A 26,130-nucleotide genomic window follows, 5' to 3' on the forward strand; every position below is an offset into this window, starting at 1 on the left:
GTTGCCATTGGTAACCGGATTTTTTATGTTCTATTTCAAAATCTAAGAAGCAATGGTAATGAACAATTATCTATTCAGTTAAATATGATACAGATCACAAAAATCTCGTCGATAGAATAGGGGTGTTTGTATAGGTAAAAAGGGTAGACTTCTATTGCACTTTAATAGGTGTCAGTAATGTGTCACATTTGGAGTGTTAATTGAAAATACACCTTAAATGAAACTATATATAATTCTAGCAGGCTTTCTATTTGCACAGGTTGCTTTTGCCCAAAAAGCAAAAACTGATTCGATATCTAAAGTTTGGTCGTTGGAGGACTGCATTTCTTATGCTATAGAAAATAACATTACCATAAAAGATGCGACGTTAAACAAGAGCATTTCTGAAGTTGATTATAGCAAGTCAAAATCGGCTAAACTTCCGGATCTGTTTGGGAGTGCTTCTCAAGGGTATTCTAGTGGTACTACCATTGACCCTATTACAAGTGATTATGTGTCCGACGAGATACACAATACCAATATTGGAATTAATAGTTCTATGACCCTTTTTCAAGGAAATCAATTGAACAATCAGGTAAAACAGAATAGACTGCTTGTAGAACAAAGTGTTTTATTAGAAGAAGAAGCTAAGAATAGTATTGTCATCAGTATTTTAGAAACCTATTTACAAACTCTTTATAGTAAAGAGGGTATTACAATTGCTCAGAACAATTTAAATGCATCGGAACAAGAGGTTGTTAGGGCTAAATCTAGATTAGATGCGGGTTCTATTGCATTGAGCGACTATACGGAAGCGCAGAGCCAAGCGGCTACCAATAAATACAATGTAATTGCAGCCAAAAATGACTACGCCCTAAACATCATCACCTTAAAGCAACTATTGGAATTATCGCCTTTAGAGAAATTAGAAATAGAGACCATAGATGAGAATATGGACTTGGTAAACCTAGAACTGAATAAGGAGGCTATTTATACTAACGCATTGGATTATCTACCGGAAGTGGAAGCAAGCAATACGGTCATTAGTATTAACGAAAAGGAACTTGATATTGCCAAAGGAGGGTATTTACCCACCTTATCTCTAATAGGTAGTCTGGGGTCAGGGTATACGAGTATCAACGATAACACCTTTGGAGATCAATTGGATGTCAATTTCAATCAGAAGCTTGGTTTAAGCCTGAGTATTCCAATTTTCAATAGAAATCAGACCAAAGCAGCGGTACAAACGGCATCAATAAATATTGAAAAAGCACAACTACAAAAACGGACCGTTGAAAAAGAAGTGATTAAAAAAGTAGAAACGGCCTATGAAAATGCAGTTTCTTCACAAGAGCAGCTTATTGCGGCAGAAGCATCACAAAATGCAGCGGAACAGTCTTATAACCTAGCTCAGAAAAAATATGAATTGGGAGCCTTAAGTACAACGGATTTGGTTATAAGCCAAAACACGTATACCAATGCCCAGCAAAACTATTTACAGTCAAAGTACTTAAACATTTTATACCATCAACTCTTACAATTCTATCAAGGAAACGAAATTAAACTTTAGTCAAAATGAAAAATAAAAGAAAACTCATAATAGGTGGTATCGTCTTGATCATCTTAGCTTTTGTTGCCTTTAGCTTACTAAAAGGTGATAATAATGTGGCCATAGAGGCAAAAACGGTAGCAGCTAAGAAAGGTGATGTAACCACCATGGTTACTGCAACAGGAACTATTGAACCCATAAACCAAGTAGATGTAGGTACGCAAGTATCTGGTGTTGTAGAGAAAATTTATGTAGACTACAACAGTGAGGTAAAAGAAGGGCAACTGATTGCGGAATTAGATAAAACAATCCTTAAGGCAGCACTTACACAAGCGCAAGCATCGTATGATAATGCCATAAGTAATCGTAATTATTTACAAATTATATTTGAAAGACAAAAGACGTTATATGACAATCAAGTAATCAGTAAATCAGATTATGACGATTCTTTTTTCAATTTCGAAACTGCAAAAGGTACGGTAACACAACGTTTATCTGACTTACAACAAGCAAGAACAAACCTGGGGTATGCAAACATATATTCTCCTATAGATGGGGTTGTACTTTCAAGAGATATAGATGAAGGACAAACAGTGGCAGCAAGTTACAGTACGCCTACACTTTTTACCATTGCACAAGATTTAAAGGAAATGCAGGTTGAGGCAGATGTTGATGAGGCAGATATAGGCGTTGTCAAAGAGGGGCAACGTGTAAGTTTTACCGTGGATGCTTACCAAGGTCAAGAATTTGATGGCGAGGTAACACAGGTAAGATTGGATCCAACAATTACATCAAATGTAGTTACCTATACGGTAGTTATTAAAGCTGATAATCCTGATCTAAGATTAAAACCAGGTCTTACGGCAACTATTTCAATTTATACATTAGAGTTAAAAGACGTTTTGTCTGTTGAAGCAAAAGCTATCAATTTTAAGCCAACACCTCCAGAAATGATGGCTTATAATGAGCAAGAAAAATTGACTATGGAACCACCAAAAGGAGGCGGACCACAACCTGATGAAAATGATGACAGCACAAGGGTTTGGGTATTAGAATCTAATGGGGCTATCTCTCCAAAGAAAGTGACTTTAGGAGCAAGTGACGGAGTAAATGTCCAAATTTTAAGTGGAGTAGAAGAAGGAGATAAATTGGTATATAGTTTAAAATCTGAAACTACTAAATCTGGAACATCAGCGGGCGGGTCAGAAGAGAGTCCGTTTATGCCACAACGACCGGGAGGTAAGAAAAAGTAAGCCATCATGAGCAAAGAAATTATAAAAATAAAGGATTTAACTCGTGAGTTTACAATGGGCACTGAAACTGTTCATGCGTTAAGAGGAATCTCTTTTACGATTAAAGAAGGGGAATTCGTGACTATTATGGGGTCTAGTGGTTCGGGTAAAAGTACGCTATTGAATATTTTAGGATGTTTAGACCAGCCTACAGCGGGCTCGTATGAGATAGATGGTGTAAGTGTAAAAGATCTTAGTAGGAATGAATTGGCTACGATTCGGAATGAGAAAATCGGATTCATATTTCAATCCTATAATCTGCTGGCCAGAACGTCGGCAATTGAAAATGTGGAGTTACCACTATTATATAACAGCAAGGTGTCTACAGAAGAACGTCGGGAACGAGCCCTTAAAGCATTGGATATGGTAGGCTTGAGCGATCGGTTACATCATACGCCCTCGCAACTTTCCGGAGGACAACAACAACGTGTGGCCATAGCAAGATCGTTGGTAAACAATCCGGTGATGATCCTTGCGGATGAGGCAACGGGAAACCTGGATACCCGAACATCTTATGAAATCATGTCCTTGTTTCAAGATTTGAACAAGCAGGGCATTACCATCACTTTTGTAACCCACGAACCGGATATTGCTACATTCAGCAGCAGAACGGTTGTATTAAAAGATGGAAACATCATTCAAGATTATAAGAATGAAAACGTACAATCGGCAGCAAAGGAATTAGCAAAGTTACCTAAAGAAAATAATTGATCATGAGACTACTTAATCTATTAAAAATTGCCTATAAAGCCATAGTTCTTAATAAAGTAAGAACTTTGCTTACCATGTTGGGTATCATCATTGGAGTGGCATCTGTAATTGCAATGCTGGCTATTGGTGAGGGATCTAAAGAGAGTATAAGAAGCACCATATCCAATATGGGTTCTAATATGATTACCATTAGACCTGGTACTGACGATCGTGGACCTGCAAGGGGTAGTGGTGGAGATGTACAAACTTTAACACTAGATAATTATGAAACCATAAAAGAGAAATCTACGCTATTAAGCTATATTACTCCTGTAGTCAATGGTGGCGGGCAAGTAATTAGCGGTGCCAATAACTGGCCAAGTACAATTTATGGGGTAAATCCTGATTATTTAGAAATTAAGGTTGTTGGTCTTCACAGCGGAAGTATGTTTACCGATGCAGAAGTGAAATCCGCTTCTAAAGTAGTGGTGTTAGGACAAACAGTGGTAGACAATGTATTTCCTGACGGACAGGAGCCTGTAGGGCAAATGATTCGTTTTGATAACATTCCGTTTAAAGTAATTGGTGTATTGGAAGAAAAAGGAGAAAACACCTTTGGACAAGATCAAGACGATGTTGTTATAGCGCCTTATACCACAGTACAAAAACGTATTTTGGCTATTGATTATTTAAATCAAATAATGGCATCTGCAGTTAGCGAAGATGATGCTGCAGAGGCGGTTATTGAAGTGACCGATATTCTTCGTTCAGAACATAAACTTATGGACAGTGAAGAAGATGATTTTACTGTACGATCTATGGAAGAATTAATTTCAACGTTCAGTTCCACTAGTGAAATGCTCACAGTTTTATTAGTCGCCGTCGCTAGTATTTCCCTATTGATTGGAGGTATTGGTATTATGAACATCATGTATGTATCAGTAAAAGAACGAACTAAGGAAATAGGACTACGTATGGCTGTAGGTGGCAAAGGATCAGATATATTGTTACAGTTCCTAATTGAAGCTATTTTAATTAGTATTACGGGAGGGGTTTTAGGTGTAATCTTAGGTCTTGGCGCTACGGTCTTTATTGAAAAGTTCTTACATTGGCCTACTAGTGTAGCCCTGTATTCCATAATAATTTCGTTTGCCGTTTGTGCGGTTACAGGTATTTTCTTTGGATGGTATCCTGCAAGAAAAGCATCAGCTTTAGATCCAATTACAGCATTACGTTATGAATAAGTAATTATGTATAAAAACAAAAAAATAATAATTCTTCAGCATCTGCTTATATGGTTGGTGCTGTTCAGCATGCCCTTTATTTTATCATATAGAGAAGATCAAGATGTGAATCGGTTGATTGCCCATTTTTTTATTCCGATGCTATTCTATGCATTTATCTTTTACTTTAATTTTTTAGTTCTCATAGATAAATTCCTATTTACTAAGAAAACTTTGTTATTCGTAGCTATTAACATTGTCATAATTGCCTTTTTTATTCTATTGAAGGAAGAGATAGAAAGTAACTTCTTTCAAGAGCTCATAAAGAGACCTAAAACAGAAGAGGATAGGGTAGGCCCACCGTTTAAGCTGTTTATCTATGTACAAATGCTATCATATACTGCTCCGTTGCTTTTTTCGATTGCTATAAAGTCCACCAAAAGATGGGTGCAAACGGAAGCTCAACGTAAAGAAGCCGCTAACTTTAAATTGCAAACAGAGTTACAACATTTACGGTACCAGCTGCAGCCGCATTTCTTTTTTAATTCGTTGAATAATATCTATTCTCTTGTGGATATTTCGCCAGAAAAGGCAAAATCTACAATCCATAGTTTAGGCAAGCTAATGCGGTACCTTTTATATGAAACGAATACGGAATTGGTGCCACTTTCTAAGGAAATTGAGTTCATGCGGAAGTATATAGATTTAATGAAGCTGCGCTTGACGGATAAAACAGAAATAGAATCTAGTTTTCCTGTTAGTCAAAATGGAATTCAAATTGCACCTCTATTATTTATATCACTGATTGAAAATGCCTTTAAACATGGGGTTTCTGCGAACAAAAATAGCATCATATCTATTGATATGACCATTAAGGGAAACATAGTGGATTTCACAATTGAAAATCATAATTTTCCTAAACAGGATAATGATAAAAGTGGTTCTGGAATTGGTTTGGCTAATCTAGAAAAGCGCTTGCAGTTATTATATCCAAATAAACACACTTTTGAAAAGGAACTCAAAGCTGGGGTTTATAGGGTAAATTTAAAAATAGAAACTTAAAAATTCTACTCACAATTTTAAGTAATAAAACAGTCCTTTTTAAAATGAGAATATGCGCCTTTCAATGGTTAAAACGAATAAGTTGTTATTAATACTTGTGTGAAATATTTAAATATGAAAAATACACTGCTAATCATCGTTTTTCTTTTATTAAACACCCCTCTATTTTCGCATGAGGGTGGTCATGGTATTCCTTTAAAACAATGGGAATTAACAACTACAAACGAAATAATCCAGGCTGATTTTATTAATTATGAAAACGGTGAAGTTTGGCTTATGGATAGCAATCATACTATTCAATCTTTTCAAATTACAGACTTTGTAGAAGCTGACCAAAAGTATATTAAAACTAAAAGTGAATTCATCCATTCTTTAAATGGTAGCGAAACAATTAAAGTTGCCCCCCAATCAGTATCAAGTTTTAATTGGGCACTTATAGCTCTAGGTATTTTTCTTTTGTCCTTTTCTGTTTTTAAACTGATAAAACAAAAGAAAGCAGTGTACTTAACTCACGGAGTACTTGGTTTAGGGGTTATTTTAATTGTATCGTGCAAGAATACCAATAGCGCTAAAACAAGTACGGTACAAGTACCAGCAAATGATGTTTCGCTGATGCAAACGTTTTTTGAGAAATTTGACGGTGTTACAACACATTCAGATGACAACTATTTATATGTGTCATCAAATGGGTTACCAGATCATGATATGATGGTTGGTATAACAAACTGGCAACAACAAGTTCCTATCAATCAAAATTACACAGGTGACAATAGTTGGGCTATACCCACACATCCAAAAATGGCAGAAAATCCACTATCGACAAAAACCAATTTACTAAAAGGGGCGATTGCTGTTGCTGTAAATGGAATTCCCATTTTTAACCCTTTAAATAATAGAGGTGAAGATGCTAATGCTATAGGAGAATTAGATAATTGGGGTGGACATTGTGGTCGTGCAGACGATTATCATTATCATTTACCTCCTTTACACCTGCAAGATCAAGTTGGTGCTGGCAATCCGGTAGCTTACGCTGTTGACGGTTTTCCTGTGTATGGAAAAACAACCGATAAACTAGATGAGTATTTAGGAAAAATGAACTTACATGGATCTTATCAATACCATACTATTGATGAATATCCTTACTTTATTGCTGGTATGCGAGGCGAAGTAAAATTGGACCCAAAAACGGAGGCACCAGAAAATCAAGTTTCTCCACAACCTAGAACCCAAGAGCTAAGACCTGCTTTAAGACCATTACGAGGTGCTGAAATCATTGATTTTGAATCTTTAGGTGATAATGCATATTCCTTAACGTACAGCTTAGATTCTAAAGAGTATATCATAAATTATAAATGGGATAGTGATGACAATTATAGCTATGAATTTATAAACCCTGATGGCACATCATCCTTTGAAACCTATAAACCAAGAGAAAAATGAAATATTCAAAATTTATAGTTCTCATACTTTTTATAGGGTTGATGTCCTGTAAAAACAATAAAAAAGCAACTACAGAGGTGAATCATGATGATTTTAAAACCGTACATTCAGATTTTAAACTATCGAGTATTGCAATAGAGGATGGTGTTTTATTAGAAGCTTATAAGTGTGAAGAGAAGATAGATGATGTTGAAAATTCCATACCGCTCTCATGGGAAAATGTGCCATATGGTACTGAATCTTTAGCAGTTGTGATGTATCATTACCCAAAAAAAGATGATAAGACAGAGATTAATTCATACCTCTTATTGTGGGATATAGACCCAAAAACAACTGAAATACCCTATAAAATGGCTCCTAATGGAGATTGGTATATGGGTGCAAATAAAGATGGCACGGCTATATCATATACGTCGCCATGTTCTCATGGAAAAGGCAAACACGAATATACCATTGCGCTTTATGCGTTAGCAGAAACACCACCTACTTTGCCCAAAATGAATACTTTAGATGTAGATTATAACGTGTTTATGAATGCAATGGCTACAGTAAAAATTATTGACAGAACTACTTTAAGATTTTTAGATACTAAATAAATTAAAATATGATACCTATAAAAAATACTTCATTACTATTAGCGCTAATCTGTATTACAATGGTGAATTGTAAAAACAGTGATAAAACTGTACAGACAGATACAACAGCACAAACTGCTACAAATGTTTACAATGGTACTGCTTCTGTATCTCAAGGACCGGCAACAGTAGTAACTGAAAACATATTTGAATGTGATAGAGGTAGAGAAGCTCCAATTGGAACTTCAGTGGCAACGGATGGTAGTACTTGGACTGTGCCTGCATTGGTCAATTTTACCGATGAAAATTTCCCTTTTGCATCAGATTTGTTTAACCCTTGTACAAAAGTTGAGTATGCCTCTGCAGATGAGGCTTTAGCTGCATTAAATGGTACAGATATCGTAGAAATTGATCAAGATGGTGAAATGATTACGGCATATGTATTTGCCGACAACTATTTTGAAATGTACATTAATGGCATTCCGGTAGGAAAAGACAATGTACCGTTCACACAGTTTAATTCTAATATTGTTCGGTTTAAGGTGAACAAGCCCTTTACAATAGCAATGAAATTGGTAGATTGGGAAGAAAATAGTGGTTTAGGCTCCGAGGCTAATAGAGGGCAAGCATTTCACCCCGGAGATGGTGGTATGTTAGGTGTTTTTAAAGATGCTAAAGGAGAAATAATTGCGACAACAGATGCTAATTGGAAAGCCCAAACATTTTACACAGCGCCTTTAAGAGATTTATCTTGTGCTTCTGAAGAAGGTTCTTTAAGGTTAAGTGATACTTGCAGTACCGAAGATTCTAATGACGGAACTTCATACTATGCTTTACATTGGAAAACACCGACAAATTGGCAATCTGCAGATTTTGATGATAGTGAATGGCCAAATGCGTCTGAATATGCAAATGAAGTAATAGGGGTGGATAACAAACCTTCTTACACCAACTTTACTGATGTTTTTGATAATAATTCTGCAGATGCCAAATTTATATGGTCAACCAATGTAATTTTGGATAACGAGGTACTTGTGAGATACATCGTAGAGTAAATTTTAGAAAAAAACTTTTGATCACCTAAACATGAAACTCAAATGGAAGTTATAGAACTTACCTGCATGATTGTAGATGATGAACCCATGGCTCTTAATTTAGTGGAGAGTTATGTGGCTAAAACGCCATTTCTAGTGCTAAAAAAGAAATGTAGTAGTGCCATTGAAGCCCTTCAATTTATAAATAAAGAGCCGGTAGATTTGTTGTTTTTGGATATTCAGATGCCGGACCTCACGGGACTTGAGTTTTCTAAAATGTTACCAAAGCACACTCGGGTAGTTTTTACTACGGCTTTTGATGAGTATGCCTTAGAAGGCTTTAAAGTAGAGGCTTTAGACTACTTACTTAAACCTTTTGATTATGCTGAGTTTTTATCTGCAGCAAACAAAGCTTTGGAATGGTTTACGTTGGTTAAAGGAAATAGTCAAACCTCGGTTTCTGATAAAAAGGAGTTTCTATTTGTAAAATCGGAATACAAACAAGTGCGCATTAAACTGTCCGATGTCCTGTATTTTGAAGGTTTAAAAGATTACATAAAAATATGGCTAAAGGATAATCCCAAAGCTATTTTAACGCTTATGAGTTTAAAGTCTTTGGAAGAGGAACTTCCGCAGACTGAATTTATGCGGGTGCACCGATCTTTTATCGTGTCCTTAAAAAACATTGAGATTATTGAACGAAGTCAGATTATCATCAATAAGCAGCGCATTACGGTTTCCGAGCAGTATAAACCTAAGTTCTTGGAGTACATTAATGATAATTCCCTCAATTCTTAATTTGCAGGTTTACTTTCCATCCATTCATCAATCCATCACATTATAATTGTAATCCATCTTGCTTTATTGCGACAAAGATGTGTTGAATATCATCAATTATAAATAGTGATTTCTACTAAATTGTTTTTAAAATTATTTAGATGAGCAGAGGATTTGTAAAAGAAGAAGATCAGGAAGAAATACCAATGGTTCCACCAAGGGCGGATTTGCCAATGGGAGTGACTAATTATGTAACAGAAAATGGCTTGTTGAAACTTTTAAATGAAAGAGAAAAACTGATAGCGGATAAGGAATTATCTGATCAAGACAATGAAAAAGAACAACGTATTGCTATCAACTTAATAAATTCCAAACTTCAATTATTAAATGAGCGTATAGCATCTGCCAAAGTAATACATCTTGAAGACCAGCCCGAAGACGAGGTGCGTTTTGGAGCTCAAGTTTCATTGTTGATTGGCAATGCAAAATCGCCACAAGAGTTTCAGATTGTTGGTGTTGATGAAGCAAATATTTCTGAGAATAAAATCTCGTTTCTTTCTCCAATCGCTAGGGCCTTAATTTCAAAGAAAGTTAATGATGTGGCAGCACTCCAAATAGGAAAAGAAGACCGTTTATTTAAGATCGTAGGTGTACGTTATGATAAATAGGGTAACATTCCACGAAATTTATGCTATTTTCCAATCCATTTTAAGAATTAAAATACCGTTTAAAGCCCCTTATTATCAGGTTAATATCCCCTATGGCAAAAAACGTAAAATATAACCTAACTCGTTCAAAATAAAGGCGTAGTTTTGCGGCTTGAAAAATTGGGTGTATGAAACGTATTAGTCAGTATAAGAAATTATTTGGAATTGAGAAGGAGATTGAACTTAAGTCACTTAAGTCAACCTACCGTAATTTGGTGAAAGAATGGCATCCAGATAAATTTCAAGAAGGAGACGCTAAGCGTGAAGAAGCAGAGGTACAAAGCCGTGCTATTATTGACGGGTATCATTTTTTAGTGAGTATTGCTCCTGAAACTATTGCTGCAAACTTGGAGGCATATACCGAAACCACAAATTCTGGTATAGCAGATTACGTACATAAAGGAATGTTGTTAGAAATTACTTTCGTAGACGGCGCTACTTATGAGTATTTTGGTGTTACGAAACCTGTCTATATCAAAATGATTAATTCTAACAAATTAAACCGTTTTGCAAAACGTAGTATCTACCCAAAATACACCTATAGAAAATCTAAACGTATACTTCAAGAAGCGTAAACGTTACTTTTTATCGGATTACAATATAAGGGCTTGTTTATCAGAGCCCTTTTTCATTTAATTAGTACATCACTTTGCACGATTCTCTTATAACGTGTGACTATCTTTGTTTAAAATTATTTTATGTCTAAATCATTTTCCGCTTTAGGAATCAACGAACAAGTGCTCCAGAGTTTAGCAGATTTAAAGATTTCTGTTCCCACGGATATTCAAAACAAAACAATTCCCATTTTTTTAAAGCAGAAAGAGGATGTAGTGGCTTTGGCAAAAACAGGAACCGGTAAGACCGTAGCTTTTGGTTTGCCGTTGCTTCAGTTGGTAAACACGGAAAATACAGACGTACAAGCTGTAATATTATCTCCCACAAGGGAACTAGGACAACAGATTTATGCCAACTTAGTTTCTTTTGCCGCGCATAGCCCTGCTATTTCTATTGCTTCCGTTTGTGGTGGCATCCCTATAAAACCTCAAATAGAGCGTTTAAAAGAGCCTACACATATTATAGTAGCTACACCGGGACGTTTAATAGATTTGAATCAGCGTAAGGCCGTCAGCATTAAAAAATTGAAGTTTTTGGTGTTGGATGAGGCCGATGAGATGGTGACTGCATTAAAAACCGATTTGGATACGTTGGCAGATGAGATGCCAAAATCTAGACGGACTTTATTGTTTACCGCTACTATGCCGGGAACTGTAAAGCAACTGGTGCAAAACTATATGTCTAAACATGTAGTACATATAGAGGCAGATATGGCTCAAATGGGACACCAAGGTATTGATCATAAATACATTGTTGTTGATCCAATTGAAAAGTTAGAAGTCTTACTTCATTTTTTAAACTCTAAAGAAGGAGAACGTGGTGTTATTTTCTGTAAAACAAAAGCAGCAGTCAACAAATTGGCAAAGAAACTGGCCATCAACAAATTCTCATCAGGATCTATTCATGGTAGTTTATCACAAGGTATTCGTGATCGCATCATGGGCCAGTTTAGAGAAGGTCATATAGATATTCTTGTGGCTACTGATTTAGCGGCTCGTGGTATTGATGTAAAGGAAATTTCCTATGTGGTTAATTACCATCTTCCAGATACCTATGAAGCCTATGTACACCGTAGTGGTCGTACGGCTAGGGCAGGAGCAAAGGGACTTTCTTTAAGTATCATTCAAGAAGATGAACGCCCAGATATTCCTGAGTTTGAAAAAGAATTGGGATTGGTTTTCCATGAGCTCAAAAAGCAAGATGCCCAAGATAGGGAAGAAATTAACTTAGAGCTTTGGGCCAAGAAAATATTCAAGACCAAACCTAATCGCACTGTTTCTGTAGAAACGAAAGAAAAAATCAAGACTATTTTCCATCATTTAACGAAAGATGAGTTAATAGAAAAAGTACTGGCCGATCATTTGATGCACAACACTGCGGCTAATCCAAAAATAGACGTACTTCAAAAGAACTAAGCCATGGCTAATACGATACGTAATCAGCAAGACATTTTAGATAAATTAAAGATTTTTGCATTGAACCCAATGCAAGAAGAAGCATTGGAGGTTATTCCAAAAACAACCAATACAGTTCTCCTTTCTCCAACGGGTACGGGTAAAACCTTAGCTTTTCTTTTGCCACTCATAGATAGTCTAGATGCGGAATGTATGGAAGTGCAGGCATTAATTTTAGTGCCTTCCCGGGAACTGGCCATACAGATAGAACAAGTAGTTCGTGATATGGGTTCTGGTTTTAAAGTGAATGCAGTTTATGGTGGTAGACCCATGTCTAAGGATAAAATTGAATTAAAGCACACACCTGCTATTTTAATAGGTACACCAGGTAGAATTGCGGATCATTTTAGTAGTGACCGTTTTTCAAGAACGAATATAAAGACGTTGGTTTTAGATGAGTTTGATAAGTCGTTGGAAACTGGTTTTGAGGGTGAAATGATTGATATCATTCAGCAATTGCCTCATATTAATAAACGTATTCTTACCTCGGCTACACAAGGTGTTGAGATCCCTGGTTTTGTTCGATTGGATAAGCCTACGATTATTAATTACCTAGATACTCAAAAAGAGTCTAAACTGACGATTAAAACGGTAATTGCCACTGATAAGGAAAAGTTGAAAACCCTTATGGAATTGCTTCGCCATATAGGTAATCAGCCGGGTATTATCTTTTGCAATTACAAAGATAGTATTGAAAAGGTAAGTTCTTATTTGGATAGAAACGGAATCAATTATGCTTGTTTTTCCGGTGGAATGGAGCAAAAAGATAGAGAACGTTCTTTAATTAAATTTAGAAACGGCACTTGTCAAGTATTGATTGCAACGGATTTAGCTGCTAGGGGCATAGATATTCCAGAGATGAAATATATCATTCATTATGAACTTCCCAGAGCTGTTGAAGAGTTTACCCACCGTAATGGTAGAACGGCACGTGTAAATTCAAAAGGAACCGCTTATGTGTTACAGTGGTCAAAAGAATATGTTCCTGATTTTATTAAGGATGCGGAAAAGGTGAATATTTCTAAGAAAGCACCTGCCAAAACCCAATACTGGGAAACGCTATTTATTTCAGGAGGTAGAAAAGATAAAATCTCAAAAGGGGATATTGCTGGTTTGTTCTTTAAGCAAGGAAAAATTAATAAAGACCAATTGGGTGTTATTGAATTAAAGCAAGATTGTGCATTTGTAGCCGTTCCTTTGTCTATTGCAAATGAGCTAGTAGATAAGCTGAACAACTCTCGTTTGAAGAATAAGAAGGTTCGCGTAACGGTTTTAGAATAATATTTTGTCAACTAACGATACACCTAATCATCCTCAAACACTACGTTATTAGGCTATTGCTCTTTAAATTAGAGGACTACGTTAAAAACAAAATGATATTTAGTTGAAAATAAGTGAATTAAAATATTGTTTGTCAGAAAAATGGAACCATCTTTGCAGCTCAATATAGATTATAAATTTTAATTACATTACAATGAGTAAAGGAACAGTAAAGTTTTTCAATGATACTAAAGGTTTTGGTTTTATCACTGAAGAAGGCGTAGAAAAAGATCATTTTGTACACGTATCAGGTTTAGTTGACGAAATTCGCGAAGGTGATGAAGTTGAATTCGACTTACAAGAAGGTAACAAAGGATTGAACGCAGTGAACGTAAAAGTTATCTAATACATATACTTTAAGTTTTAGAAAAGCCCATCTTAATTGATGGGCTTTTTTTGTGTCCGAAATTTTCTGTGTACTGCTGTTTTATAAAAAATAATGTGGAATTGTTCACTTTTCCTGATTTCGGCTTAAAACTATAGAAGCGATAATGTCTAGCTAAAAGCTAGTTAATCTTCATTTATAACGTTATTCGTCTATTACTTCAATTGATGTATAGATATAATCAAAGTATTGGTATATAAATTTCTTCTAATTCAATATGTAAGACTACTTTTGCATCATATAAACATTAATAAAACACAAAACCATGAAAAAAGTAGTAGCATCATTTGCACTTATAGCGGCATTGGCTAGCTGTAACAGCGTTAAGAACGTAGACACTTCCACGGCATCACAGGCAGCCTCGTTATTAGGGTCTTTGAGTTCTAATTCAACAGTACAGCAGGTAACAAGTTTATTTAGTTTGTTGGATACAGATAATAGTGAAAGCATTAGCTCAACGGAGGCTATTGGTTCCGTTTCAGAAAATTTTGACACCTTGGATACGGATAGTGATTCAAGTCTTAACCTTACTGAATTACAAGGTATTCTTGCTTTATTAAAGTAAAAAGCTCATAAATTTTAATTGTAAAAAAGGCGTATTCAAGAGAATACGCCTTTTTTTATGCTTACAAAACTCAAAATAACAGCTTATTTACATCTATAGAATTTACGAGTTCGTAGATAGAAAACGATAGCTCGTCTAGTTTTGGTTAAAAACAAGCCTAGGTGATTAAACCAAGGTTAATTATTTATGTCAAAGTAGTGATAGTAAAAATTTAAGTTTAATCTTTTAAATCCTACTGAATTATGAAAGCATCTATTAAAACATATGTAATCTCATCATTATTTTTAGTCGCATTTGCAATGACAGGTACAGCTCAGACCAGCAGACGTACCACAACTAAAACAACGACAACCAAAACTGCTGTCAAAAAAACACCTAATAGGGTATCTAGTAGAAGAGTGGTATACAAAACCCCAAAAAAGAAAGTGGTTTCCGTACGGTCCGTACCTAATAAAAAAGTAGTTAAGTATCAAGGTCAGAACTATTATTATGCAAATAACAGATATTACACATCTTCTAGAGGTCGGTATATTCCTATAGCTCCAAAAATTGGGTTTAGAATACAAACTTTACCTCAAGGTTACGCCAGAGTTCGTTATAACAACCATATTTATTTTACCATTGGTGGTACCTTTTATAATGAAATAGGTAATGAATATGAAGTGGTTGAGCCAGAAGTAGGTACTATTGTTTATGAACTTCCCAACGATTACGAAAAGGTAGTCATAGACGGTCAGACCTATTACGAGTATGCCAATATTCTTTATGAAAAAGTACAGGTAGATGGCACAAGAGCTTATGAGGTAGTGGGTATTATAGATATGGAATAAGTAATAATATTCCCCTGTTTAATTGTAGAGCGCCAATAGTTTATACTGTTGGCGCTCTTTTAGTTGGGGTCGACTAAGAATCTTGCGGAGAAACTGATAAATAGGGGGTTACAATTCCAATTTGCAGGAAGAAGTAGCTGTTGACGGTACTTTTCAAGAAAATAAAACACCGTATTTACATAAAGTACAGCGAATAAAGATGTAATTTCGCGCGGCGTAAAATAGTGTTTGAATAGGGCACTATGCTGATAAAAATTGGAGGAATGAAGAGTGAAGAATTGGATGATTCTCAAGAAATAACTTTAGAGGAAGTAAAAAAAACAATTGCTGTTCTAGAGCGATTGGTTGGTGATACCAATCAGATATTTGAAATCCCCAAAGAGCAAAGAACTGCATTAATAAAGGTATCCGGTCAATTATCAAGACCTAGTAGGGAAGAATTCTCTCGAAGAAAAAAGGATGCTAAAAAAGCAGCAAAACGTAAGCAGGCAGCAAAAGACAAAAGTGCCCGTAACGAAACCGGTATTCGTTATGCCCGTGAAGCTTCCGTATTTGTAGCGCCTAAATTATTGGCAGCGGCAGATTTGGCCCAAAAGGAAACCGGGGAATTAGAATCGCCTCGCGATTGTTACGTCTGTAAAACCAAGTTCACCAAACTACACCATTTTTACGATACCATGTGTACGGAATGTGGTGACCTCAATTATGCCAAACGCTTCCAAACAGCCGATGTAAAAGGGCAGGTAGCCATTATTACCGGCTCTCGTTTAAAAATAGGGTATCACATTTCGCTTATGTTATTACGCGGTGGTGCAACTGTTATTGCTACCACTCGTTTTCCCGTAGATTCTGCTTTGCGTTTTTCTAAAGAGGAAGATTTCACGGAATGGGGACACCGACTTAAAATACATGGACTGGATTTAAGACACATTCCTAGTGTGGAAATTTTCTGTAACTATATTGAGCAGAATTATGAGAAGCTAGATATCCTTATCAATAACGCTGCACAAACGGTACGCCGTCCTGCAGGGTTTTATGCGCATTTAATGCAGAATGAAGAAAGACCTTTTGAGTCTTTACCAGAATATGCAAGAGGCGTATTGGCGGACCACATGGCGTGTTTGGATGAGTTGACTACTTTAACAACAGCTGCTTCATCCAATAAAAACATGCCGGTTTCTTGGCACGGTCCGGAACCTGGTATAGGATTGCGGTCTTCTGCTAAATTATCTCAGATTCCGTATAGCTTTGATGCCAGTCTGGTTACTCAAGAAGTATTCCCGGAAAGCGAATTGGATGCCGATTTACAACAAGTAGATTTACGTAAAACCAATAGTTGGAGGTTAAAACTAGGTGCTATTGAAACCACAGAAATGGTAGAAGTACAACTGGTAAATTCCGTTGCGCCTTTTGTGTTGTGCAACCGACTATCAGAACTCATGAAAAAGGAAAATACGGGCCAAAAACATATCATTAATGTAACGGCAATGGAAGGTAAATTCCATCGGTTTTTTAAAGAATCCCGTCATCCGCATACCAATATGGCAAAAGCGGCCTTGAATATGCTAACGCATACTGCTTCTGGCGACCTTGCTAAATATGGTGTTTTTATGAATGCGGTAGATACGGGCTGGGTAACGGATGAAGACCCTGCGGAATTGGCCAAAAAGAAACAAGAAGTGCACGATTTTCAGCCGCCATTAGATATTGTTGATGGTGCCGCTAGAGTAGTAGACCCCTTGTTTGACGGTATCAATACCGGAAAACACTGGTGTGGGAAATTCCTAAAAGATTACTTCCCTATTTCTTGGTAAACAAAAGCTTCACGATTAAGCTTTAATGGTTCTAGAATGCTCCATGAAATGCTCTTCTAGGCGTTTCAATTGCGGATGTGTTTTTGTAGAATAAATAACATACTGGCATTTTTTAATGCTGGCACCTATAGCAATCAAAAATGTAGTTTCTTTTTTGTTCATTAGAAATTCCGCATCATCTACACTGATTATTTTTAGTTCTGAGATACTTACACCATTGGTTAAAAACAGGTTGTGAAGCGTTTTAGGGGTAGTTATCAGAATATCTATACCCATGTATATTTCAGATTTCTGAACATCTATATGCAGTTGTTCGTAACTGGCGTAAACCCGTAAAGAAGTATATTTAGTATATTCCAGAAAGGCTTCTTCTAGTTCTAAGGCTTTTTCCTTGTTTTCCACCATTACCACTGCTCTAGGTGCATCTCCAACTTCCTCACATTTAAGTTTCTGCAAGGTGGTCAGAATTAAGGCCGTTGTTTTACCACTTCCTTTTTCAGCAAAACAAAAAACATTGGCGCCACTTTTTATAACGGGAATACTACTTTTCTGAAATGGCGTAGGCGTATCTATCTCAAGACGCTCTAAACAATCAAGTAAGTGGGGGTGTAATTTTTTAAATGGCATACCTTTTATGTAATGAATTGCAGTTCTAAATCTAACTCTTTTGAAAAGGCAAATATACTGACAACGATTGGGGAAAGTAAAGAATGAGTGGTAACTAATTAAAAAAGAAATTTTTATGCAACCTAAAATAATGGAAATCGTCTTTTTGTTGAATTAAGGTAACCGTTTTTGATATCAACAATTAGGGCACACTTTCGCTCAGAAGTAAATCAAGAAGAAAAGTGCTTCATCAACTATAATGACCGTTTCATTAAAGAAGGACAAAAAGCATTAACAACAAGCAATTGAAGTTTTTTACAACTATTTAATTTAAACCATCCTGTAAATACCTCATACATAATGGGTAAAATCGGTTTTAAATCATTTGTTTCACTTCTAGTCCTAGTTTATTCAGTGGTAACAATGTCTTGGCTTGAAATGTATTTGGTAACATTAAAAAAGGTGTCTACCCAATAATCTTGTTCATTTTCTTTAAGATAAACCAATAATTCCTGCAATGCTTCATTGGATACGTTTAGGTAGCCACCTCCAACACTATGAAACATAAATGTAGCAATTGTACCTTTTTCCTTTGCTTCTATTACATAGGCAATTAACTCTTTTCCGGTATGACTCTCCACACACCAACTAGGCATAAAATTAGTATCAATATTTTCCATGCTGTTCGGAATAGGTCCATCACTTCTTGCGGCAGAAAACAATTCTTTAACCACTTCTACGTAGGTTGTATCTCCCTGTACTTTAAAGTTTGAGCAGGGATAACCATAAGTTCTATCCGTTTTTCCATCAATAGCTTTGAATAAAGTATTGGCAGTATATAGTTCCATTCGAATTTGTTCTAAACTATAATTATTTAAGTCATATTCCGGTCTGACCCAATCAAATAATTTACCATCACAAGGGTGAAATAACGAATGATTGCCAAGTTCATGTCCGTTTTCAACAATTTTTTTCCATTCAGAAATCCTGTTATGTACAGCCTCTTTGTTTCCGGGGCAGTAAAAAGTTGCTTTCATATTAAACCTATCAAGCAAGGGTATGGCATTATCCAGATGAGAATCTTGACCATCATCAAATGTCAAACAGACCGCTGCTTTTTTATTTTCGGGCCATTTGAAGTTCTTATTTGTTTCCTGAGAATATAAAAAAGCAGCATTCACTATGATAATCAATACACAAAGGACTATTTTTTTCATAATTAGAATTCTATTGTTTAATATTTTGAATAATTTTAAAATCTAAATGCATTAAAACCTTATCAGACTTGATAAATATGGAGGTAGAAAAGCTGATTTTTTTTAAAACTACAACCCTAATATAGCTTATTACTCTCTTTTCCTAATAAATCTCAAGACTCAGAGATTTTGTATGTAGACAATTACCTTCGGGTTAAACCTAAAGAACCCTATTTGCAATACACAGGGATAAGCACAGTTTTAATTTCAGAAAACAATCAAAAAAACCAAAGCTATTATTTTAAATAGACTTAACATCTCCAAAGGACTATAATACCAGCAAATCTTTTAGTAATTTAGCAAAAAAATAGTTCAGTTCTTTTACACGATTTCAATAAAATAAAAATGAGTACAGAAAAAAAAGTATGGTTTATCACTGGTGTATCATCAGGATTAGGTAAGCAGTTAGCTAAAGAGGTATTATCGCAAGGTCAAATTGTGGTAGGTACTTTTAGAAAACAAGCCCAAGTAGAGGCGTTTAACAAGGAAAACCCTGGGAGTTCTTTTGGAGTACTTATAGATGTTGCTTCTTCGCAAATGATCATTGATGGTATTAAAACCATTTATGATAAGTTTGGAAAGATAGATGTAGTTGTTAATAATGCCGGTTATGGTATTATGGGAAGTATAGAAGAGATTTCTGATGAAGAAGTTAGGAGACAATTTGAAGTAAACGTTTTTGGCGTTTTAACTACAATAAGAGAGATATTGCCACACATGCGTAAGCAACGTTTTGGTCATATCATAAACATAACTTCTATTGCAGGACGTATAGGTTCTCAAGGTTTAGGAATCTACAACGGTTCTAAATTTGCATTAGAAGGTATTGGTGAAGCTTTGGCAGCAGAATTAAAGCCGCTAAACATTAAAGTAACCAATGTAGAGCCTGGACCGTTCAGAACAGAGTGGGCAGGAAGTTCAGCAGCTTACGATAATACAAAAATTGAAGATTACGAAAGTACAGTAGGTGAGCGTATTAGAGGTTTGCAAGGTTTAAGTGGAAACCAACCTGGTAACCCAGAAAAAGCAGCAGATGCTATTTACAAACTAGCACAGCTAGAAGAAGCTCCTGTACATTTACCTTTAGGTAAAATTGCTTACGAAGTTTTCGGAAAAGTAAACAACGGCTTAATAGAAGAGTTAGCTAAGTTTGAAAGCTTAGGTAAAGATTGTGATTTCGAATAGGGTAGTACAACCCATTTTATAGATACTAAAAACCGCCTTTTTGGGCGGTTTTTTTAATATGTTCTATTTTATTGATATTGATTGAGGTTACTTCTGAGCCTAATAGAACCTTGCTTTAGTCGTGTTTTATCACCCCTTTGTAAAATGGTTGGCTATTATAACTTATTTATTTTACGGTAACTTTTCATTATTCTTTTTTAGAAGTATTGCTTCACTTTTTCCCTCATCAGAATTTAAGACTATTGTTTTTGATTTTTTACCGTCTTTAATTTCAATTGCAGCAGTATTTGGAGGGATGTCTCCTAGATTTTCAGCGTATAATGTAAGGTAGTTATAGTCGTTTTCTAACGCAAACTTGATTGTTTCTTTCTTGGTTGTAACCTTGTGTTTTTTTAAAACCCATTCGTTGTTAAGGTTAATTGAAATAATATCACCATCTTCTATTCCATCATCCCAAACATTTATTACCACAATTACATTCTCAACATTTATGGTGTCTTTTACAATCACTTTTCTATTGGCTATTTTATCTATTTTTATTTGTTTCTTAGTATTTTCCCGTTTAATTTCTACATCACCACTTCCTGACGGACAGCCTCCAGATATACTGTTAGCTCCCCAAGAGCCTATTAAATAGTCTTTATTGTTTTTTTGTAAATAAGTAAGATTTAATGAAGCCATACACCAGTTATATCCGCCACCAGATATATTTTCAATATATTCATAACCTTCTAAAAAAATTTTTGAATCAAACATTCTTCCCTTTACCTTATAAATAGCATAGTATTGTTTATTAAAAGTTGAAAGTTTAATAATTCCTTCTAAATCCATTCCGTATTGGGTAATTTTTATTTCATAAGAGCATACTTTTTCGTCCCTCAAAGTGGTAATTCCAATCCAATTACCAGAAACGTTAGTTTCTTGGCCAAATGATGGTATATGCAATCCTGAAATGATTAATATTAGAAGGAAAAATGAATTAAATGCATTCATATCTGTTTGTTTTATTTGGGGTATTCTTATTAATATAATATTATCGTTAAATCACTTAATAATATAAAATATCTATAAGAGTTGTAAGAAAAAAACCTAATTTAATTATGTATTGTAATTAAGGTAATAGTTCCATGTTCTTCCACTATAATTTAGGAATAGCCATTAGAATTAAAGAGTTCTTGAAAATCCCATAAGTGATTTATTAGATTGTTTGTTAGCCTTTCATTAAATGGAGGTTTTCAATTATTGAATATCAATATTAAATTCCCCATAAAGAATAATTCTCATGAAAAGCTGAAAACGTATAAAAGGTAGCTTTTCAAAATTAATTTTCACTGGTTTAGTGTTTACGGTATATAGAATTAATATACATGAGTGTACTTTTAATATAATATAAAGCTAGGCTACAGCCTACGTAAAGGATTGTAGACATAGACTTTTATCAATTGTTTAGAAAGCTCAATAGTGTGTACGGCCACATATTTGTAAAAATTTCCGGTTTAAAACCTCAATTTTAAATTTTATAAGGTATAAAACTTTTATATTTTAAGTTTATTAATATATTTGTGGGCGCCCACATTTTTACAAATGGTAGCTTTTAAGCTTCAAATGAATAAAAAAATTACACTTCAAGATGTTGCAGATTACGCCAGCGTATCAACAGGTACAGTGGATAGGGTTATTCATGAAAGAGGAAAAGTTTCTCCTGAAAAAAGAAAGTTAGTTGAAGAGGCTATTACACATTTAGGCTTTAACCCCAATTCTTTAGCTAGTACCCTAGCCATGGGGAAAACCTTCACGATTAGCACCCTTCTTCCTGAATCTACAACTACGGAAAAATATTGGTCCCTTCCTAAAGAGGGAGCCAAAAAAATGGGGGAGGAGTATAAGGATTTCGGTTTTTCAATAGATGTTCATGAGTATAGTCTGTTTGATGAATCTAGCTTTGTAAAACACGCGAACTCTATTTTAGAAAAGAAACCTTCCGGAGTAATATTGGCACCACTGTTTGAAAAAGAAAGTGTCTCATTTCTTGATGGGCTAGATGAATTGAATATTCCTTATGTTTTTATAGATGCTAACATTCCAAGTCGGAAAGCGTTGAGTTATATAGGTCCGGACTCAAAGTCTAGTGGACGTGTTGCGGGTATGTTGTTACATTCTATTTTACATCCAGAAGGGGATATTCTTATTGTAAATATGGTAAAAGGATTTGACAACAGTTCTCTAGTTGGGGTAATTGAACAAGGGTTTTTGGACTTTTTATATTCCAAGGAAGGCAAAGGCAAAAGAAAAATATCCTCTTTAACTATTAATTCAACAGATGAAGTCGATGTATTTAGGGAGCTTACAAAATATTATATCAAAAATCCAAATATTAAAGGTGTTTTTGTCACCAATTCGCGAAGTCATTTAATAGCTACTTTTCATAGGAACCATGAATTGGATATACAGGTAATTGGATTTGACCTTATAGAGGAAAATATTAATCAGCTTAAAAACGATGGTATCAAATATCTGATTTCTCAAAATCCATTCTTTCAGGGAAAATGGGCTGTTCAGGCATTTTTTGACTTTTTCGTTTATCGCAAGACCCCAAAAAAAATTCATCATGTACCAATTGATATTATCATAAAAGAGAATCTAGAATTCTATTTGAACGCACGTTAATTCTAAAACCATCAGATTCCTTAATTAATTATTGAAATAATGAGTAAGAATTCAAATGCGAGAAGATCTTTTATTGAAAAATTGAGCAAAGGGGTAGCATTATCTTCAATAGCACTTTCAGGCCCTTCTGGTTTTGCTATAAATTTAGTTGGAATGGTAAAAGATAAGCAGAAAGCACTAAAAATTGGAATCATTGGAGCGGAGAATTCGCATACCAAAGGTTTTGGTCAAATCTTTAATATAGATAAAAAATTCCCTGGTGTAGAAGTAAAATATGTTTGGGGTGAAACAGAGGAATTTGCTATCGACGCTATGCAACATGGCGGGATTCCCAATATGGTAAAAGACCCAAAAGAAATGATGGGCAAAATAGATGCTCTTATTGTGGACCATAGAGATGGCAAATATCATTTGGAAGCAGCCACGCCATTTGTAAAAGCAGGTATTCCAACGTTTATAGACAAGCCATTTTCTACTGATCTTCAAGAGGCCAAGGCGTTTTTGGCCATGGCAAGGAAAGTAGGAACTCCTGTTACTTCGTATAGTTCCATCGCGCATAGTTATGAGACGGACAGTATTAAAAGTAAGGTAGACAAAATTGATGATATTAACCAAATCGTTCGCATTGGCCCCTACGGTATTACCTCGGAATATGGCGGGGCATTTTTTTATGGAGCACATATGATACAACCATTAACAGACCTATTCGGAGAAGATGTAAAAAAGGTACGTGTAACTAATAATGACGAAGGTAAAAACGGAGCGCATATAGTTTTTGAAAATGGGATGTTGGCTTCATTGGTTTTTTCTACAAAAAAATACGAATGGCGAACCTTTGTTGAAACTGATCAAGGTCTTACCGAAATGACACCTGATGTTCTGACCAAAGATATCTCGAAAGCGGATAGTGATATGGTGGAGATGTTTAAAACAGGTAAAGAACCTAGGTCACATCAAAGTATTTTGAACGGTGTTGCTATTCTTGCGGCTATACAGAAATCTGTGGATAGCGACCAATGGGTAGAGGTTGAAAAAATAACTGTATAAAAAAACACAATGAAAAAGTTATTCATAGTAATCATAATGTTAGGAGGTCTAGGCATGATAGGTTGCAAACAGGAAAAAAAACAGGATACTTCCAATCTAGCGGAAACGGTTATCCAAGAAAGCGGGGACAAAGAATCGGAATGGCACCTATTGTTTGATGGAAAAACGTTTAATGGATGGCGTGGATTGGGCATGGATATAATACCCGATAAACATTGGACTATTGAGGATGGCACCATAAGAAAATTGAATAGTGGTCTGGTCCCTTCTTTTCCCGATGGCCAACCTATGGAAGGAGGAGATTTGATGACCATAGCAACCTTTGATAATTATGAACTTTATTTTGAATGGAAAATATTGAAGGCAGGTAATAGCGGACTAAAATATAATGTGTCCGAGGAAATGTCAAAAAAGTATGATTCCCCTAATGCCGCAATTGGTTTTGAATATCAATTGTTGGATGACGATGACGAATCTTATAAAGTTATAAAGGCCTCTCAGTTCAGCGGTTCCCTTTATGATATGATTGAGGCCAAGAATGTTGAATTGCAACCTGTAGGGAAATTTAATACCAGTAAAATTATAGTTAACGGCGACCATGTGGAGCATTGGCTAAATGGAAATAAGGTAGTGGAATTCGATTACGGGTCCGCTCGATTGGATTCATTGTATAAAATCAGCAAGTACAAGGACTATCCCAATTTCATTAAAAAAAGGAAAGGACACATTGTCTTGCAAAACCATGATGATGATGCGTGGTTCCGAAATATAAAGATCAGAGAGTTCAAGAGCAATCAGGAATAAAGCTAAAATAGCCACTATGAAAATTACTTCAGTCATATTATTTGTCATTTTAGTTTTCACAAATACTGCTAAGACGGAAAAAAAGGAACCTATGGCGGTAAGCGGTATCTCATACCTTGATAATACACCGCTTACCATTGAGATAGAAGGTGATAGAATAGCAACAATCATTAAATCTTCGGATGCGAAAAATGATATGAGAACATTTATAGCGCCAGGATTGATCGATGTTCAGATAAATGGTTATATGGGTGTCGATTTTTCCGGACCCGGATTGACCGTTGAGGATATCCGAAAGGCTACCAAAGCTTTATGGAAAGTTGGTGTCACCAGTTATTTGCCTACTATTATTACAAGTGATATCGATAGAATAAAGGAAAATTTCGCAGTATTGGCGGCAGCAAGAAAAGATCCGGAAATTGGTCCATCCATTCCTGGTTTTCACTTAGAGGGACCCTATATTTCACCAATATCAGGGTTTAGGGGCGCTCACTTGGAAAAATATATTAAAAATCCGGATTGGGAAGAATTCAAAGAAATACAAAAAGCGGCAGATAACGGTATCGTTTTACTCACGATGGCCCCGGAGCTAGAAGGTGCTATTCCGTTTATAAGAAAATGTACCGAAAGCGGTGTTGTAGTGGCTTTAGGTCATCATAATGGGTCTGCGAATCAGATTAAGGAAGCTATTGATGCGGGAGCCAAAATGGCCACCCATTTAGGGAATGGATGTGCTAACGAGATAAACCGCCATCACAATCCCCTGTGGCCCCAATTATCGGATGACCGTATAACACCTAGTATTATTGCGGACGGGTTTCATTTGACAAAAGAAGAGGTAAGGAGTTTTTACAAGGTTAAGGGTCCTAACAATACAATTCTGGTGTCCGACGCTTTGGATTTGGCAGGATTGCCTCCCGGAGAATATATTAGAGGGGAGCGCAAACTATTGTTGACACCGAACGTGGTAAAGCTGCCAAAGGAAAATGTACTTGCAGGGGCGGCATCACCTATAAGTAAGTGTCTGGGCGTTATGATGGAATATACGCAATGTAGTCTTGCAGACGCTATCTTAATGGGAAGTACCAACCCTGCCAAAATGTTTTCGATGAAAGATTTAGGAGCTCTGGAAAAAGGTAAGAAAGCGGACTTGATTCTATTCACCATAAATAACAACGAATTGGTCATCGAAAAAACATACGTGTCTGGAAAATTGGTCTATTCAAGAATCTAATTTTATACGTGGAGAAGTAA

Annotated in this window: 25 protein-coding genes; 22 read left to right on the forward strand and 3 right to left on the reverse strand. The window is 35.7% G+C overall.

Annotated features, from left to right (window positions below):
- Nucleotides 1-217: 217 nt before the first annotated feature.
- From IWB64_RS15690 to IWB64_RS15770, 17 genes are all read left to right on the forward strand, one after another.
- Nucleotides 218-1,549, forward strand: a complete 1,332-nt coding sequence (locus IWB64_RS15690) for a TolC family protein (RefSeq protein WP_194534905.1) — start codon at nt 218-220, stop codon at nt 1,547-1,549.
- A gap of 5 nt (nt 1,550-1,554) precedes the next feature.
- The gene (locus IWB64_RS15695) at nt 1,555-2,781 is read left to right on the forward strand and encodes an efflux RND transporter periplasmic adaptor subunit (protein ID WP_194534906.1); all 1,227 of its coding nucleotides are present in this window, start codon (nt 1,555-1,557) and stop codon (nt 2,779-2,781) included.
- A gap of 6 nt (nt 2,782-2,787) precedes the next feature.
- The gene (locus tag IWB64_RS15700) at nt 2,788-3,531 is read left to right on the forward strand and encodes an ABC transporter ATP-binding protein (protein ID WP_194534907.1); all 744 of its coding nucleotides are present in this window, start codon (nt 2,788-2,790) and stop codon (nt 3,529-3,531) included.
- A 2-nt stretch (nt 3,532-3,533) separates the two neighbouring features.
- On the forward strand, nt 3,534-4,754 hold the full coding sequence (locus tag IWB64_RS15705) for an ABC transporter permease (protein ID WP_194534908.1): 1,221 nt from the start codon (nt 3,534-3,536) through the stop codon (nt 4,752-4,754).
- A gap of 6 nt (nt 4,755-4,760) precedes the next feature.
- Nucleotides 4,761-5,795, forward strand: a complete 1,035-nt coding sequence (locus tag IWB64_RS15710) for a sensor histidine kinase (RefSeq protein WP_194534909.1) — start codon at nt 4,761-4,763, stop codon at nt 5,793-5,795.
- 114 nt (nt 5,796-5,909) lie between these two features.
- Complete coding sequence (locus IWB64_RS15715; protein WP_194534910.1) at nt 5,910-7,235, forward strand: YHYH protein; 1,326 nt, start codon at nt 5,910-5,912, stop codon at nt 7,233-7,235.
- Entirely contained in the window at nt 7,232-7,831 is a 600-nt protein-coding gene (locus IWB64_RS15720) for a YbhB/YbcL family Raf kinase inhibitor-like protein (protein ID WP_194534911.1), read from the forward strand. Before IWB64_RS15715 ends, IWB64_RS15720 begins: the two co-directional genes overlap by 4 nt.
- A gap of 8 nt (nt 7,832-7,839) precedes the next feature.
- On the forward strand, nt 7,840-8,865 hold the full coding sequence (locus IWB64_RS15725; protein ID WP_194534912.1) for a hypothetical protein: 1,026 nt from the start codon (nt 7,840-7,842) through the stop codon (nt 8,863-8,865).
- 42 nt (nt 8,866-8,907) lie between these two features.
- Nucleotides 8,908-9,642 carry a LytR/AlgR family response regulator transcription factor gene (locus IWB64_RS15730; RefSeq protein ID WP_194534913.1) on the forward strand — a complete coding sequence of 245 codons (735 nt, stop codon included), beginning with the start codon at nt 8,908-8,910 and terminating at the stop codon, nt 9,640-9,642.
- A 140-nt stretch (nt 9,643-9,782) separates the two neighbouring features.
- Complete coding sequence (locus tag IWB64_RS15735; RefSeq protein WP_194534914.1) at nt 9,783-10,289, forward strand: GreA/GreB family elongation factor; 507 nt, start codon at nt 9,783-9,785, stop codon at nt 10,287-10,289.
- Nucleotides 10,290-10,456: 167 nt separating this feature from the next.
- Complete coding sequence (locus tag IWB64_RS15740) at nt 10,457-10,903, forward strand: KTSC domain-containing protein (protein WP_194534915.1); 447 nt, start codon at nt 10,457-10,459, stop codon at nt 10,901-10,903.
- A gap of 123 nt (nt 10,904-11,026) precedes the next feature.
- Nucleotides 11,027-12,358 carry a DEAD/DEAH box helicase gene (locus tag IWB64_RS15745; protein WP_194534916.1) on the forward strand — a complete coding sequence of 444 codons (1,332 nt, stop codon included), beginning with the start codon at nt 11,027-11,029 and terminating at the stop codon, nt 12,356-12,358.
- A gap of 3 nt (nt 12,359-12,361) precedes the next feature.
- Nucleotides 12,362-13,678 (forward strand): DEAD/DEAH box helicase, encoded by a 1,317-nt coding sequence (locus IWB64_RS15750; RefSeq protein ID WP_194534917.1) that lies wholly within the window; start codon nt 12,362-12,364, stop codon nt 13,676-13,678.
- Nucleotides 13,679-13,871: 193 nt separating this feature from the next.
- Complete coding sequence (locus IWB64_RS15755) at nt 13,872-14,063, forward strand: cold-shock protein (RefSeq protein WP_013995610.1); 192 nt, start codon at nt 13,872-13,874, stop codon at nt 14,061-14,063.
- A 304-nt stretch (nt 14,064-14,367) separates the two neighbouring features.
- Nucleotides 14,368-14,667 (forward strand): hypothetical protein, encoded by a 300-nt coding sequence (locus IWB64_RS15760; protein ID WP_194534918.1) that lies wholly within the window; start codon nt 14,368-14,370, stop codon nt 14,665-14,667.
- Between the two features lie 242 nt (nt 14,668-14,909).
- Nucleotides 14,910-15,497, forward strand: coding sequence for a DUF6515 family protein (locus IWB64_RS15765; protein WP_194534919.1), 588 nt, complete (start codon nt 14,910-14,912; stop codon nt 15,495-15,497).
- A gap of 263 nt (nt 15,498-15,760) precedes the next feature.
- Nucleotides 15,761-17,311: an SDR family oxidoreductase gene (locus IWB64_RS15770; RefSeq protein WP_194535916.1), complete on the forward strand. Its 1,551-nt coding sequence runs from the start codon at nt 15,761-15,763 to the stop codon at nt 17,309-17,311.
- 15 nt (nt 17,312-17,326) lie between these two features.
- Here the strand turns inward: IWB64_RS15770 and IWB64_RS15775 are convergent, their stop codons facing one another.
- Nucleotides 17,327-17,938: a DEAD/DEAH box helicase gene (locus tag IWB64_RS15775; RefSeq protein WP_194534920.1), complete on the reverse strand. Its 612-nt coding sequence runs from the start codon at nt 17,936-17,938 to the stop codon at nt 17,327-17,329.
- Nucleotides 17,939-18,324: 386 nt separating this feature from the next.
- Nucleotides 18,325-19,134: a polysaccharide deacetylase family protein gene (locus IWB64_RS15780; protein ID WP_194534921.1), complete on the reverse strand. Its 810-nt coding sequence runs from the start codon at nt 19,132-19,134 to the stop codon at nt 18,325-18,327.
- Between the two features lie 384 nt (nt 19,135-19,518).
- Here IWB64_RS15780 and IWB64_RS15785 point away from each other — a divergent pair, with 384 nt between their 5' ends.
- The gene (locus IWB64_RS15785; RefSeq protein ID WP_194534922.1) at nt 19,519-20,358 is read left to right on the forward strand and encodes an oxidoreductase; all 840 of its coding nucleotides are present in this window, start codon (nt 19,519-19,521) and stop codon (nt 20,356-20,358) included.
- Nucleotides 20,359-20,529: 171 nt separating this feature from the next.
- Here the strand turns inward: IWB64_RS15785 and IWB64_RS15790 are convergent, their stop codons facing one another.
- Nucleotides 20,530-21,351, reverse strand: coding sequence for a hypothetical protein (locus IWB64_RS15790; RefSeq protein WP_194534923.1), 822 nt, complete (start codon nt 21,349-21,351; stop codon nt 20,530-20,532).
- 612 nt (nt 21,352-21,963) lie between these two features.
- Between IWB64_RS15790 and IWB64_RS15795 the strand changes: the two genes are divergently transcribed.
- Genes IWB64_RS15795 through IWB64_RS15810 form a run of 4 tightly spaced genes read left to right on the forward strand, consistent with a single transcriptional unit; the run spans nt 21,964 to nt 26,110 of the window.
- Complete coding sequence (locus IWB64_RS15795) at nt 21,964-23,025, forward strand: substrate-binding domain-containing protein (RefSeq protein ID WP_194534924.1); 1,062 nt, start codon at nt 21,964-21,966, stop codon at nt 23,023-23,025.
- A gap of 39 nt (nt 23,026-23,064) precedes the next feature.
- Nucleotides 23,065-24,072, forward strand: coding sequence for a Gfo/Idh/MocA family protein (locus IWB64_RS15800; protein WP_194534925.1), 1,008 nt, complete (start codon nt 23,065-23,067; stop codon nt 24,070-24,072).
- Between the two features lie 9 nt (nt 24,073-24,081).
- Nucleotides 24,082-24,876, forward strand: coding sequence for a 3-keto-disaccharide hydrolase (locus tag IWB64_RS15805; protein WP_194534926.1), 795 nt, complete (start codon nt 24,082-24,084; stop codon nt 24,874-24,876).
- A 16-nt stretch (nt 24,877-24,892) separates the two neighbouring features.
- A complete protein-coding gene (locus IWB64_RS15810; RefSeq protein WP_194534927.1) occupies nt 24,893-26,110 on the forward strand; it encodes an N-acetylglucosamine-6-phosphate deacetylase in 1,218 nt (405 codons plus the stop codon).
- The last annotated feature ends 20 nt before the right edge of the window (nt 26,111-26,130 follow it).

This window comes from Zobellia nedashkovskayae (assembly GCF_015330125.1).
Taxonomy (GTDB): Bacteria; Bacteroidota; Bacteroidia; order Flavobacteriales; family Flavobacteriaceae; genus Zobellia; species Zobellia nedashkovskayae.